This is a genomic window from Streptomyces sp. NBC_01217 (genome assembly GCF_035994185.1).
GTDB lineage: Bacteria > Actinomycetota > Actinomycetes > Streptomycetales > Streptomycetaceae > Streptomyces.
Genome location: NZ_CP108538.1, coordinates 845,429 through 859,158 on the forward strand (window position 1 = coordinate 845,429; position 13,730 = coordinate 859,158).

The 13,730-nt window shown below is 71.3% G+C and carries 11 protein-coding genes; 4 read left to right on the top strand and 7 right to left on the bottom strand.

What is annotated here, in order from left to right:
* Positions 1–28 precede the first annotated feature (28 nt).
* The 5 genes from OG507_RS03455 to OG507_RS03475 are packed head-to-tail and all read right to left on the bottom strand — an operon-like array spanning position 29 to position 7,670.
* A complete protein-coding gene (locus OG507_RS03455) occupies positions 29–1,393 on the bottom strand; it encodes a nitrate/nitrite transporter (RefSeq protein ID WP_327365631.1) in 1,365 nt (454 codons plus the stop codon).
* Positions 1,390–1,794 carry a nitrite reductase small subunit NirD gene (gene nirD / locus OG507_RS03460; RefSeq protein WP_327365632.1) on the bottom strand — a complete coding sequence of 135 codons (405 nt, stop codon included), beginning with the start codon at positions 1,792–1,794 and terminating at the stop codon, positions 1,390–1,392. The genes OG507_RS03455 and nirD overlap by 4 nt, the downstream gene beginning before the upstream one ends.
* Positions 1,791–4,454 (bottom strand): nitrite reductase large subunit NirB, encoded by a 2,664-nt coding sequence (gene nirB / locus OG507_RS03465; protein ID WP_442810936.1) that lies wholly within the window; start codon positions 4,452–4,454, stop codon positions 1,791–1,793. The genes nirD and nirB overlap by 4 nt, the downstream gene beginning before the upstream one ends.
* Entirely contained in the window at positions 4,396–5,595 is a 1,200-nt protein-coding gene (locus OG507_RS03470; protein ID WP_327365634.1) for an NAD(P)/FAD-dependent oxidoreductase, read from the bottom strand. Before OG507_RS03470 ends, nirB begins: the two co-directional genes overlap by 59 nt.
* Entirely contained in the window at positions 5,592–7,670 is a 2,079-nt protein-coding gene (locus OG507_RS03475) for a molybdopterin oxidoreductase family protein (RefSeq protein ID WP_327365635.1), read from the bottom strand. The genes OG507_RS03470 and OG507_RS03475 overlap by 4 nt, the downstream gene beginning before the upstream one ends.
* 192 nt (positions 7,671–7,862) lie before the next feature.
* On the opposite strand from OG507_RS03475, the gene OG507_RS03480 reads away from it, so the two are divergent.
* Positions 7,863–8,990 carry a uroporphyrinogen-III synthase gene (locus OG507_RS03480; protein ID WP_327365636.1) on the top strand — a complete coding sequence of 376 codons (1,128 nt, stop codon included), beginning with the start codon at positions 7,863–7,865 and terminating at the stop codon, positions 8,988–8,990.
* Complete coding sequence (locus OG507_RS03485) at positions 8,987–9,739, top strand: sirohydrochlorin chelatase (RefSeq protein WP_327365637.1); 753 nt, start codon at positions 8,987–8,989, stop codon at positions 9,737–9,739. Before OG507_RS03480 ends, OG507_RS03485 begins: the two co-directional genes overlap by 4 nt.
* 1 nt (position 9,740) lies before the next feature.
* Here the strand turns inward: OG507_RS03485 and OG507_RS03490 are convergent, their stop codons facing one another.
* Positions 9,741–10,412: a VOC family protein gene (locus OG507_RS03490; RefSeq protein ID WP_327365638.1), complete on the bottom strand. Its 672-nt coding sequence runs from the start codon at positions 10,410–10,412 to the stop codon at positions 9,741–9,743.
* A gap of 583 nt (positions 10,413–10,995) precedes the next feature.
* On the opposite strand from OG507_RS03490, the gene OG507_RS03495 reads away from it, so the two are divergent.
* Positions 10,996–11,778 (top strand): AfsR/SARP family transcriptional regulator, encoded by a 783-nt coding sequence (locus tag OG507_RS03495; protein ID WP_327371849.1) that lies wholly within the window; start codon positions 10,996–10,998, stop codon positions 11,776–11,778.
* A gap of 78 nt (positions 11,779–11,856) precedes the next feature.
* Entirely contained in the window at positions 11,857–12,477 is a 621-nt protein-coding gene (locus OG507_RS03500) for an LmbU family transcriptional regulator (protein ID WP_327365639.1), read from the top strand.
* 62 nt (positions 12,478–12,539) lie between these two features.
* Here the strand turns inward: OG507_RS03500 and OG507_RS03505 are convergent, their stop codons facing one another.
* On the bottom strand, positions 12,540–13,730 hold the full coding sequence (locus OG507_RS03505) for a cytochrome P450 (RefSeq protein ID WP_327365640.1): 1,191 nt from the start codon (positions 13,728–13,730) through the stop codon (positions 12,540–12,542).

The window sequence follows — 13,730 nt, forward strand, 5'->3', positions numbered from 1 at the left end:
GGTGGCCCCGATCCGCGGGGCGGCGCCGTCACACCCCCGGCAGGCGGCGCGGTGAACGCCGCAGGTAGACGGCCCAGGTCACGACCAGGCAGAGGCCGTAGTAGGCGAGGAACGCCAGGTATGCGGCCTGCCCGTTGTGCGTGGCGAGGAAGGACTGCCGGAAGGCGAGGTTGACCAGGACTCCGCCGAAGGCGCCGACGGCGCCCGCCACTCCGATCAGGGCCGATGACCGTCGCCGCGAGCGTCGCTCTGCCTCGGCGTGCGGCGTGCCGTCCGCGGTCTCGGTCCCTGCCCTGGCCCGGAAGATCGCGGGGATCATTTTGTACGTCGAGCCGTTGCCGGCCCCGCTGAGTACGAAGAGCGCGACGAACCCGCCCAGGAAGAGCGCCAGTGAGTGCTGCCGGGACGCCTCCAGGACGACGCCCGCGCCCAGTGCCATCGCCGCGAAGGTCCAGAAGGTCACCCGGGCGCCGCCGAAGCGGTCCGCGAGCAGGCCGCCCAGCGGACGGGACAGCGAGCCGAGCAACGGTCCGAGGAAGGTGAGGGAGGCCGCCTTCACCGGAGTGTCGAACTGTTCGTGGAACTGCACCTGGAGTACCTGCCCGAAGGCGAAGCCGAAGCCGATGAACGAGCCGAAGGTACCGATGTAGAGCAGCGACATCACCCAGCTGTGCGCATCGCCGAGCACCTCGCGCATGGCGCCGCGGTCGTTGCGTACGGTGGCGAGGTTGTCCATCCGCAGTGCCGCGCCGAGCGCCGCCAGCACGATGAGCGGCAGATAGACCAGCACCAGCAGGCGTGGGTGACCGGCGCCCGCGGTGGCGAGCACCAGCAGGCCGAGCAGCTGCACCACCGGTACACCGAGGTTGCCGCCGCCCGCGTTCACCCCCAGGGCCCAGCCCTTGAGGCGCTGCGGGTAGAAGGCGTTGATGTTGGCCATCGAGGAGGCGAAGTTGCCGCCGCCCACCCCGGCCACGGAGGCCACCACGAGCAGCGTGCCGTAGGAGACGCCGGGCTGCAGCACGATCCCGGCCAGCACTGTCGGGACCAGCAGCAGCAGCGCGCTGAAGACGGTCCAGTTGCGCCCGCCGAAGCGCGCCACCGCGAGGGTGTACGGGATCCGCAGCACGGAACCGAGTGCGGTGGGCACGGCGGTGAGCATGAACTTCCCGGCCGGGTCGATGTGGTACTCGGGGCCGAGGAAGAGCACCAGCACCGACCACAGGCTCCAGATGGAGAAGCCGATGTGTTCGCTGAGCACCGAGTGGACCAGATTGCGCCGGGCGATCCGGGCGCCCGCCCGGGCCCAGAAGTCGGTGTCCTCGGGGTCCCACTCCTCGATCCGCCGGGGATGGGCGCCGATGTCCTCGACGGCCTCGGTGACGCTGCTCATCGCCGCACCTCCGCGAGCGTCGCCGCGACCACCCGCACCGGCCAGACCCTGAGGTCGGCGGTGGAACCGTCGGGCGCGTGGTCCTCGTCGAGGCAGCGCCCGGTGCGCAGGTCGAAGGCCTGCTTGAGCATCGGCGAGATCACCACCGGTACGCCGCCCCGGCTGCCGAGCAGACCGCGCGAGATGACATGGGCGCCGCTGAACGGATCGTGGTTGTCCAGCGCGTGGACCGTGCCTCCGCGCTCGCGGAATACCGCGACCTGCTCGTCCTGCGGGCCGACGAGCACCGCCACGCCGCGCCCCGGGACCAGGTCCTCGTACCGGCAGACCGGGGTCCATGTCCGGCCGTCGTCGATCTCCACCGTGTGCCCGGCGTTCTCGGGCGGGTTCGGCTCGCTCATCGTGTGCGTACCTCCGGGGCAGGGCCGGCGATCTGGGCCGGCGCGAGGGGGAAGCCGTCCTCTTCGGGACGGGCGGGGCGGATCCGGTCGCGTTCGTGGACGAAGCGCACGGTGGGGTCGGGGGTTCCCGGGGCGTTGGCGAAGGAGACGAAGCGGCGTACCCGCTCGGGGTCGGCGAGGGTGGCCGCCCATTCGTCCTCGTACGTCTCGACATGACGGTCCATCAGTTCGTCCAGCTCCGCGCAGATGCCCAGCGAGTCGTCCATGACGACCGCGCGCAGATGGTCGAGGCCTCCCTCCAGACGGTCCAGCCAGGGGGCCGTACGCTCCAGACGGTCGGCGGTGCGGATGTAGAACATCAGGAACCGGTCGATGGTGCGGATCAGGGTGTCGTGGTCCAGGTCCGCGGCCAGGAGATCGGCGTGACGTGGTGTCGTTCCGCCGTTGCCACCGACGTAGAGGTTCCAGCCCTCCGCCGTGGCGATCACACCGAAGTCCTTGCTCTGCGCCTCCGCGCATTCCCGGGCGCAGCCGGAGACCGCGGACTTGAGCTTGTGCGGTGCGCGCAGGCCCCGGTAGCGCAGCTCCAGTTCGATCGCCAGGGCCACGGAGTCCTGTACGCCGTAGCGGCACCAGGTCTGCCCCACGCAGGACTTGACCGTGCGCAGCGCCTTGCCGTAGGCGTGGCCGGACTCGAAGCCTGCGTCCACCAGGCGGCGCCAGATGTCCGGCAACTGGTCGACGGTGGCGCCGAACAGGTCGATCCGCTGACCGCCGGTGATCTTGGTGTAGAGGCCGTAGTCGCGGGCGATCTCGCCGATCGTGATCAGGCCGTCGGCGGTGATCTCGCCGCCAGGGATCCGGGGCACCACCGAGTAGGAGCCGTTGCGCTGCAGGTTGGCCAGGAAGTGGTCGTTGGTGTCCTGAAGGGCCGCCTGTTCTCCGTCCAGCACATGGCCGTTACCGAGGGCGGCCAGGATCGAGGCCACGGCCGGTTTGCAGATGTCGCAGCCCTCGCCGTTCCCGTGTTCGTCGATCAGCCGGGAGAAGCCGGTGATGCCCTTGACCCGGACGATCTCGTAGAGCTCGGCGCGGGTGTGGGCGAAGTGCTCGCAGAGGCCGCGGGCCACTTCGATGCCGCCCGCCGCCAGCTCATCGGTCACGATGGAGCCCAGCATCTTGACGCAACTCCCGCAGCCGGTACCGGCTTTGGTGCACCTCTTGACCTCGGGAACGGTGCGCATGCCCTGTTCGGACACGGCCGCCCGGATCGCGCCCTTGCTGACGTTGTGGCAGGAGCAGACCACCGCGTCGTCCGGCAGCACCAGCGGGCCCTGCCGACCGTCCTCGGCGGGCAGCAACAGCTGCTCCGCCGGGCCGGGCAGTTGTGCCTTGCCGACAGCGAGCGGGCGGAGCATGGCGTAGGACTCGGCGTCGCCGACCAGCACTCCGCCGAGCAGTCGGCCGTCCGGGCTGACGACCAGCTTCTTGTAGATTCCGGCCCTGCTGTTGGCGTAGAGGACGTTCAGGGCGCCCTCGGTGGTGCCCAGCGCGTCGCCGAAACTGGCCACGTCCACGCCCAGCAGCTTGAGCTTGGTGGAGGTGTCCGCTCCGGTGAATTCGCCGCTGTTTCCGGTGAGTTCGCGGGCCGCTGTGTCGGCCATCGCATAGCCGGGGGCGACCAGTCCGTAGACGCGGCCGTCGGCGGCCAGGGCGCACTCGCCGATCGCCCAGATGTGCGGGTCCGCGGTGCGGCAGTGCTCGTCCACCGCGATGCCGCCGCGCTCGCCGACCGGCAGGCCGCAGTCGCGGGCGAGCTGGTCGCGCGGTCGCACGCCCGCCGAGAAGACCACGAGGTCGACGGCGAGGGCGGTGCCGTCGGAGAGCTCCATGGTCCGGGCCCGGCCGTGCTCGTCCGCTTCGATGCGCTGGGTGCCCGCGCCGGTGTGGACATGGACGCCGAGGTCCTCGATCTTGCGCCGGAGCACCGCGCCGCCGCCGTCGTCGACCTGGAGGGCCATCAGCCGGGGCGCGAACTCCACCACATGGGTATCGAGTCCCATGGCCCGCAGCGCCCCGGCCGCTTCCAGCCCGAGCAGGCCGCCGCCGACCACCGCGCCCACCGTGGCGTGTTCGGCGCTCGCGGTGATCGCCTCCAGATCCTCGATGGTCCGGTAGACATGGCAGCCCTCGGCGTCGTGGCCGGGCACCAGTGGCACGAACGGGTAGGAGCCGGTGGCCAGCACCAGGGCGTCGTAGCGCAGTTCGGCACCGCTGCGGGTGGTGACGATGCGGGCCCGCCGGTCGATCGCGGTGGCCGGGTCACCGAGGCGCAGGTCGATGCCGTGCCGCTCGATGAACTCGGGCGGACACAGCGTCAGTTCCTCAGCCGTCGTGCCGGAGAACCAGCTGCTCAGGTGGACCCGGTCGTAGGCGGGGCGGGGCTCCTCGGCGAGCACGGTGACGCGCCAGCGGTGTGGTTGTCCGGCGGCCGGCTGTTCGGACAGGGCTTCCAGGAAGCGCTGTCCGACCATGCCGTGGCCGACCAGGACCAGGGACTTCTCGATCACGGGCGGGCTCCTCGGGTGGCGGTGCGGGCGGTCATGGGGTGGTGGTAAGGAGGTCGAGGGGGTCCGGCGGCAGCGGATCGTCGCGCTCATAGGCCCGGGTCAGGGCGCCGACCGCGGCCAGGTCGCCCAGGAGGATGCCGCCGACGAGCCGGTCGCCGCGCAGCACGAGCTTCTTGTACGAGCCGCGGGTCGGGTCGGCCAGACGCAGTACGTCGGTGCCGGGGAGGTTCTCGCCCACCTCGCCGAAGGCCGCGTATTCCACGGGCCCCGCGCTGAGCCGGGCCAGTGGGCGGGAGCCGGTGTACCCGGCGTCCGGGTCGGTGCCCGCGAGCCGGCGCGCCAGCAGGTCGGCCTGGTCCCAGGCGGGGCCGGCCAGTCCGTGGACGATCCCCCGGTGCTCGGCGCAGTCGCCGATCGCGTACACCCCGGGGGCGGAGGCCGCGAGCCGGTCGTCCACCACCACTCCCGCGCGCACCGCGAGCCCCGCCGCGCCGGCCAGCCCGGTGCGCGCGCGGACCCCGCAGGCGAGCACCACCAGATCCGCCTCCAGCAGGTATCCGCCGGCCAGTTCGACTCCGGTCACGCGCGCTCCCCCGTGCAGGGCACGGGCCCGGTTCTCCAGGTAGGTCTCCACGCCCAGCGCGGCGAGGGAGACGCGCAGCGCGTGCCCGGCCTGCTCGTCGAGATGACGCTCGATCAGATGTGGGGCCTGGTGGACGATTTCCACCGGCAGGCCGAGCGCGGCCAGCGCCCGGGCGGCGCTCACCCCGAGCACCCCGCCTCCGATCACCACGGCGCGCTCGGCTCCGGCGGCGTCCTCGGCGAGCCGGGCGCAGTCGGCCAGAGTGCGCAGCGCGTGCACTCCGGCCTTCAGTCCGTCCGGCGCGTGCAGCCCGCGCAGCGGCGGGAGTACGGGGTTGGCGCCGGTGGCCAGGACCAGTTCGTCGTACGGGGCCGATTCGCCGCCGGTCAGGCGCAGTTCGCGCGCCGCCAGGTCCAGGCCGAGCACTTCGCAGCCGCTGCGCACGACGGTTCCGGCGCCGCAGGGCAGTGCGATGACCTCGGGGTCGTAGCGTCCGGTCAGTACGTCGGCCAGCAGTACCCGGTTGTAGGGGCTTCGCGGCTCGGCGCCGTACAGCACCACCTCCCCGTCCCCGCCCAGCGCCCGGTACTGCTGCGCGAACCGGGCACCCGCCATTCCGGCGCCGACCACCGCGATCCGGCGGCTCATCGGACCCGCTCCACCCGCACGGCGCAGACCTTGAACTCGGGCATCTTGGAGATCGGGTCGAGGGCGGGGTTGGTGAGCGTGTTGGCCCGTCCGGCGCCGGACCAGTGGAAGGGCATGAAGACGGTGTCGGGCCGGATCGTGTCGGTGACCCGGGCGGGGGCCACAGCGCGGCCGCGCCGGCTGGTGACCGCGAGCGCCTCGCCGTCGGCCGCCCCGAGCCGCGCGGCCAGTTGCGGGTGCAGCTCCACGAACGGCCCGGGCGCGGCCCTGTTCAGCTCGGGCACCCGGCGGGTCTGGGCGCCGCTCTGGTACTGGGCGAGCACCCGCCCGGTCGTCAGAATCAGCGGGTACTCGCGGTCCGGCATCTCGGCGGCCGGGCGGTGGGTGACCGGGGTGAAGCGGGCCCGGCCGTCCGGGGTCGCGAAGCGCTCCAGGAACAGCCGGGGAGTGCCGGGGTGTTCCTCGCCGGGGCAGGGCCAGAAGACCCCGTCCTCGGCCCGGATCCGCCGGTAGCTGATGCCGGAGTAGTCGGCCGGGCCGCCGGCCGAGGCACGGCGGAGCTCCTCGAACGCCTCCTCGGCGTGCTCGGGGAAGCCCTTGTCCACGCCCAGCCGCGCGGCCAGTTCGCGCAGCACGTGCAGATCCGTACGTACGCCCTGTGGCGCATCGAGCGCCGCCTGGCGCAGGATCACCCTGCCTTCCAGGTTGGTCAGTGTGCCGGTCTCCTCCGCCCACTGCGCGGCGGGCAGCACCACATCGGCGAGTCGCGCGGTCTCGGAGAGCACCAGGTCGCTGACCGCCAGGAAGTCCAGGGCCCGCAACCGCTCGGTGATATGACCGGCGTGCGGCGCGGAGACCACCGGGTTGGAGCCCATCAGCAGCAGCGCCCGCGCTCCGCCGTCGGTTCCCAGGGTGTCGAGCAGTTCGTAGGCCGAGCGGCCCGGGCCCGGCAGGTCGTCGGCCTCGACCCCCCAGACCTGGGCGATGTGCGCGCGGGCGGCCGGATCCTCGATCGAACGGTAGCCGGGCAGCTGGTCGGCCTTCTGGCCGTGCTCGCGTCCGCCCTGGCCGTTGCCCTGACCGGTGAGGCAGCCGTAGCCGGAGCCGGGCCGGCCGGCCTTGCCCAGCGCCAGGCAGAGATTGATCCAGGCTCCGACGGTGTCGGTGCCCTTGCTCTGCTGCTCGGGGCCGCGCGCGGTGAGCACGATGCCGGTGGCCGCGTCCGCGAAGAGCCGCAGGGTCTCGCGCAGTTGGTGCACCGGAACGCCGGTCAGCGCCTCCACGCGCTCCGGCCAGTGCGCCATCGCGGCGGTGCGGGCCGCCTCGAAGCCGGTGGTGCGCTCGGCGACGAACGCCTCGTCCACCTTGTTGTCGGCGATCGCCAGGTGCAGCAGGCCGAGCGCGAGAGCCAGATCGGTGCCCGGGACCGGCTGCAGGTGCAGGTCGGCCTGCTCTGCGGTGCGCGTGCGGCGCGGGTCCACCACGATCAGGGTGCCGCCGTTCGCCCGGAGTTCGCGGAAGTAGCGCAGCGCGGGCGGCATGGTCTCGGCCGGGTTGCCGCCGACCAGGATCACGCAGCCGGCCTTCGCGATGTCCGTCAGCGGGAAGGGCAGCCCGCGGTCCAGGCCGAAGGCGATCCTGTGCGCGGCGGCGGCCGAGGACATGCAGAACCGGCCGTTGTAGTCGATGTTCGGGGTGCGCAGCACCACCCGGGCGAACTTGCCGAGCAGGTACGCCTTCTCATTGGTCAGGCCACCCCCGCCGAAGACCCCGACGGACTCCCGCCCGTGCCGCTGCCCGGCCACGGCCAGCCCGGCGGCCACCCGGTCGAGCGCCTCGGTCCAGGAGGCCTCGCGCAGTTCGCCGCCCCGCTCGTCGCGGACCAGTGGGGCGGTCAGCCGGACCCCTGCGCCGAGCACGGCGGCGGCCGACTGGCCCTTCCCGCAGAGTGCGCCGCGGTTGACCGGGAAGTCGGGGCGAGCCAGCACGTGTGCCTCGCCGCCGCTGTGCGGCGCTCGCAGGCGCATGCCGCACTGCAGCGAGCAGTACGGGCAGTGGGTGTCGGTCGTCGTCATGCCCTTGAGCGTCGGGCCGCCCCGTTACGCGGCCGGGTCGCTCTCATTGCGCCCGCGGTACGGGTACTTCACCTTGCACCTGGCCCAGGGTGACATGGCGGAAATCTTGCGTAACACCCCGGCGGCCTGCGCTTACCGTGGCGAGACGGCCGCGCAACGAGGGCGAAACAGCACTGGCCGAGCCTGCACGGCATGGACAGCACACAGCCCTCGGGCCCTCTGGTCGGCTTCACCGTCGGCGTCACCGCCGCACGCCGCCGCGAGGAGCTCGTCGCGCTGCTGCGCCGGCGCGGCGCCAGGGTGGTCGAGGCGCCCGCCCTTCGGATCCTCCCGCTGGAGGACGACGCCGCGCTGCGCCGGGCCACCGCGCGCTGTCTGACCGGGCCGCTCGACTACGTGGTGGCGACCACCGGGGTCGGCTGGCGCGGCTGGCTGAGCGCGGCGGACGGCTGGGGATACGGCGGGCGGCTGGCCGAGGTGTGCCGGGACGCCGTGGTGCTCACCCGGGGCCCGAAGGCGACCGGTGCGGTGCGGGCGGGAGGGCTGAGCGAGACCTTCTCCCCCGTCACCGAGGCCACCGACGAGTTGCTGACCTGGCTGCTCGCACGTGATCTGCCCGGCAGGCGGATCGCCGTGCAGGAGCACGGGGTGCCGCTGGACACGTTCACCGCCGCGCTCAGGGAGCGCGGGGCCGAGGTGATCCCGGTGCCGGTCTACCGCTGGGGCCCGCCCGACGATCCGTCGCCGCTGCGCCGGCTGGTCGAGCAGACCGTGCGCCGCGAACTGCACGCGCTCACCTTCACCAGCGCGCCCGCGATCACCGCCTTCCTCGCCACCGCCGACGAACTCGGGCTCCGTGAGGAGGTGTTGGCCGGTCTCCGGGAGGATGTTCTGTCGGTCTGTGTCGGTCCGATCTGCGCCCGGCCGCTGGAGGAGGCGGGAATCGCCGTGCTCTGCCCCGAGCGGGGGCGGCTCGGGGCGATGGTGCGGACCATCGAGGCCGCCCTGCCCGCCCGCGGCAGGCGTGAGTTCCGCTCCGGCGCCAGTACGTTGGTGCTCCAGGGAAACGCCGTACTGATCGACGGCGGCCCGGCCGTGCAGCTGCCTCCGCTGCTCGCGGCGGTGTTGCGCGCACTGGCCGAGCGGCCGGGGCGGGTGCTCAGCCGGGCCGAGCTGCTGCGCCGGGTCTGGGTCACCAGCCGGGCCGACGAACACGCGGTGGAGGCGGCCGTCGCCCGATTGCGCGCGGCGCTGGGCGGGCACGCCCGGCTGGTGCGTACGGTGCCCAAGCGCGGCTACAGCCTGGTGGCCGCGGCATGACGGACACGCCTGCGGCCCCCACCCTGCTGGCCGTCGCACACGGCACCCGTGACCCGGCGGGCATCGCCACCTATCACGCGCTGCTCGACGAGATCCGCGCCCAGCGCCCCGGTCTGATGGCCCGTCTGGCCTTCCTCGACCTCGCCACGCCCACCCCGGCCCAGGTGCTGGCCGATTCGTACGGCCCGGTGGTGCTGGTCCCGCTGCTGCTGAACACGGGTTACCACATCAGGGTCGACCTCCCCGCCGTACGGGCCACCGCGCCGCATCTGGATGTACGGATGACCGCGGCGCTCGGGCCCGACCCGCTGCTCGCCGCGGCGCTCGGCGACAAGCTCGCCGAGGCGGGCTGGTCCCCGGCCCGGTCCGGGGCGGATGCCGTCGTGCTCACGGCCGCCGGGTCCACCGATCCGGCGGCCGGTGCGGACACCGAGCTGATGGCGGGCCTGCTGCGGCGGCGGCTCGGGCAGCCGGTCGTCCCCGCCTATCTCTGCGCGAGCGCGCCGACGCCGGCCGATGCGGTGGGGGCCCTGCGCGCCGCGGGCCACCGGAGGGTGGCCGTGGCCCGCTATCTGATGGCCCCGGGCCATTTCGCCCGCCGCGCGCAGGGAGCGGGCGGCTGCCTCGTCTCCGCACCGCTCGGCGCGCACCCGGATGTGGCACGGCTGGTGCTGAAGCGCTTCGACGAGGCGTCCGGGGTCATGGTGCAGCCGAGAGACCGGCGGCACCTGCCGCTTCGTCGGCCGTGACTCATCCGCAGGTGCCGACGCACGCCTCGTTGCCCTCGGCGTCGGCCACCACCCAGTGGGACGGCGCGTACTTGTCGGTCACCAGGTGGCCACCGGCGGCGATCGCGGCCGCTATCCGCTCCTCGGCCCGGTCGTGCGGCACCCAGACGTCGAGGTGGATCCGGTTGCGCTGCGGGCGTGGCTCATCCATCTGCTGGAAATAGAGCGGCGCCCCGCGGCGGTGCGGGTCGATCAGGTCCTCGGAACTGCCGGCGCGCTCCCCGTAGCCGAGCAGGGCGCGCCAGAACGGCAGCACTTCGGGGCCCACGAGTGCGTCGACGGTGACCTGGACGGTCTGCACTGCGCGGGGGTCGGCCGGGACACCCAGCTCCCGCGCCACCGCCGAGATCTGCCGGGCCAGTTCCACATCGCGCTCGGTCAGGCCGTAGTAGTCGTCCGTGAGCGTGATCAGACGGACGGTCACGCCCTCGTACCGCAGGTCGATGTCGGGGTGGTGGTTCTCGCCGCCGATCCGCTCGCCGATCTCGTGCACGAGCCGGACGCCTGCCGCGAAGGAACCGGTACGGAAGTACGTACACGCCCCTTCGCCCAGTACGCGCCAGTCCTCGACACCGGCGGCTTCATGGAACTGCCGCGGCCTGATCCGCCCGGTCTTCTGCTCAGCATGAGTCATGCCCTCAACTTAGCGAGCGGGTCTGACAATTCCCCACACGCGAGGGACCACGCGGTCGCATGACGCGATCGCGGGGCAATTTGCTTGCCGTGTGCACTAATCTCTGAAAAGGAGGATCCGGAGTCGCAAACGTTCGAACCGGATGAACTCCTCGCATGACAGTCATGCGACTTCAGCCGAATTCGAAGCGCTTCCGGCGCACATCGAGCGTGCCTCGTCCGGAGGACGAAGCGCGCCGCTCAGGCGGCCGGGCAGAGCGCGGACCGTACGCGAGCGGCCCGATCACGGAACAGCAGCACACTACGCAAACGATCATCATGTGCATCACGGGCAGTCGAAATCCGGCCAACATCGAAAAAGAAGCGTTTGTAACGAGCGCATTGCCTGACTCCGGCCCGATCTGGCACGATCCCCCTAGTCGTAGCCATAAGCGATCAGGGGGACAGATGGGACGGACCGCCCACCTCACGAGATCTTCTAATACAGAAATGGGTCTGCCTCGATGTCCGGGGGTCATGCAGTGATCCCGCCGAAATTGGAATCCGACGCCGCAAAGCTCCATGTGGGAGTTCTCGGACCGGTGATGGCATGGCGTAATTGGCGTGAACTCCCTTTAGGACCGCCGAAGCAAAAGGCGCTGTTCACCGTTCTCGTCATGAAAGCCGGCCTGGCCGTCGAGCGCGGTGAACTGGTCGAGGCCATCTGGGGAAGTGACGCACCACGTACCGCCGACAGCAGCGTGCACAAATACGTGGCGGCGCTCCGCCAGACCCTGGAACCGGGGCGCCGGCCCCGCAGCGACGCCGGCCTCCTCGCCTCGGGGGGCCCGTCCACCTATCGGCTGTGCCTGGCAGACGGCGTGCTCGACGCCAGGCTCTTCGCCGAGCGCGTGGACCACGCACAGCAGTTACGGGCCGAAGGCAGGCTCGATCGGGCGCTGCGCGCACTCGCCGAGGCGCAGCGGCTGTGGCGGGGCAATGCGGTCGGCGGGGCTCCGGGGCCCGCCACCCAGATCTGGCGCGCCAGCCTGGAGGAGCACCGGATCGCCGCCGCCGAACTCCGCATAGAGACTCTGCTGATGCTGGGCCGCAACGAGGACGCGGTCGCGGAACTCCGCATCCTGGTGGGCGAGAACCCCTTGCGTGAACACCTGAGTGAACTCCTGATGGCGGCGCTCTACGGCTGCGCGCGCCAGGCCGAGGCGCTCGATGTGTTCCTGCGGGTCCGCCGCACCCTGAGGGAGGATCTCGGCGTCGAACCCGGCCCCCGGCTCCACCGCTGCTACGAGCAGATCCTGCGTGGTGAACTCTCCCCCCTGGACGTCGTCTGCGTACCGGCGCACACCGGCCATGTAGAGAACGTCTAGAGCGCGTCCAGAGGTCTTGCCGATACTTGAATGCGAACTCGGTGACCATGTGACAACACACGAACGGGGGCTCTGCGAGTGCGGCAAGAACCGCAACGGCTCAACATCTCCCATACGGCCACGACCAGACGCACTTCGCTGGTTCTGCCCGCGCGCATGCCGCTCGATGAGTGGAAACGCCTGGGGCAGCAGATCTTTCTCATCAATGATTCATCGGCCTGGTGGCTGGGTGACTGGCTCGTCTACGGCCAGGTGACCTTTCCCGACCGCTACAGGCGAGCCGTGCGGGAAACGTCCCTGGATTACCAGACCTTGCGGAATTACGCATGGGTCGCCCGCAATATCTGCCCCAACCGGCGGCGTGCGGGACTCAGTTTTCAGCACCATGCCGAAGTCGTCGCACTGCCGGAGAACGAGCAGGACAGCTGGCTCGGCAAGGCGGAGGAACTACGGTGGTCCCGCAATCAGTTGCGGGGCGCGATACGGGATTCACGGGCACTGCCCGACGCCCGGAACGCAGTCGCCCCGGTCGGAATTCAGATGACCGTGGCACCGGAGAGGCAGCAGCTGTGGCAGGGCGCCGCCAATCGGCGGCAGTGCGATCTGCTGGAGTGGATCGCACTCACCCTCGACGAGGCCGCGCAGGTCGACGGCACCGGAGACCTCTCCGTCATGCAGAAGATGCGGAAGATGCAGTAGCAGCAGACGCAGCGGACAATTCCGGGGCAGCCGCACCGACCAGCGGCTGCCCCGGACGTCTCTCACGGCACCAGTCTCAGCGGCAGGGAGCAGATTCCCCAGGTGAAGTTGGACGCGTTGTACTTCGGTTCACCGAGCAGCTCCATCCTGTCGACGAGGCCGATCAGCTCGGTGAGGAACATGTTCAGTTCCATCCGGGCCAGGCGCGCGCCCAAACAGAGATGACGGCCGGCCCCGAAGCTGATGTGCCTGTTGGGTGAGCGGCCCACATCGAACCGGTCGGCGTGCGCGAACACCGTCTCATCGCGGTTGGCCGACACATTCCACAGGGTCACCCGGTCACCGACGGCGATACGGACACCGCCGATGGTCGTGGGCCGCAGGGCCGTGCGCATCGCGTGCACCCCGGGCACGGTCCACCGCAGTACCTCCTCGACGGCCGAGGGGACCGCGGCCGGCCCGTCCGCGCGCAGCGCCGCCCACTGACCGGGGTTCTCGATCAGCGCGAGCACGCCGCCCGCTGCCGAGTAGCGGGTGGTCTCGTTCGCTCCCGCCAGCACCCCGTTGCAGTTGAACACGATCTCCTCGTCACTGAGCGGCCGCTCCTGTCCGGGCACATCCGTCGCCCTGCGGTCGAGTGCGACCCGGCTGACGAAGTCGGAACCCGGGTTCTTCCTGCGGTCGGCGAGCAGTTCGGTGAAGTACAGGAAGATCTCGCCGTGGGCCCCCTGACGGGTCTCCTCGTCACCGCCCTCGAACGCCTCCGTGGTGATTTCCCCGACCCACTCCCAGTCACCGCGCGGAATGTCCATCAGCGAACACACCACATGGTTCGGGATCTTCTTGGCCGCGTCGAGGAAGTCGAGTTCACCGGCCTCGACCGCTTCGGTGAGCACATCCCGCACCACACGCCGCACCAGATGCTCGATCTGTGCCAGCTCCGCCTGGGCGAACATCTTGCCCAGGACCCGCTTGAGGTGGGTGTGGTCGGGCGGGTCCGAGACGATCAGCATCCGCTGCGCGACCGCCGAGACCGCCTCGGCGTCGCTGTCGAGCCGCATGCCGTACCGGGAGCTGAAGCTCTCCTGGTCGCCGTACACGCCGACGATGTCCTCGTACCGGCTGACGACCCAGAATCCGGGCCCGTCGGGTTCGGCATGGCGGTGGACGGGATCGTTCGCCCGGAGCCACGCCAGGACCGGCCAGAATTCGCCCCGCTCGAAGAGCGAGGGGTCCAGCAGATCGACCTTCAC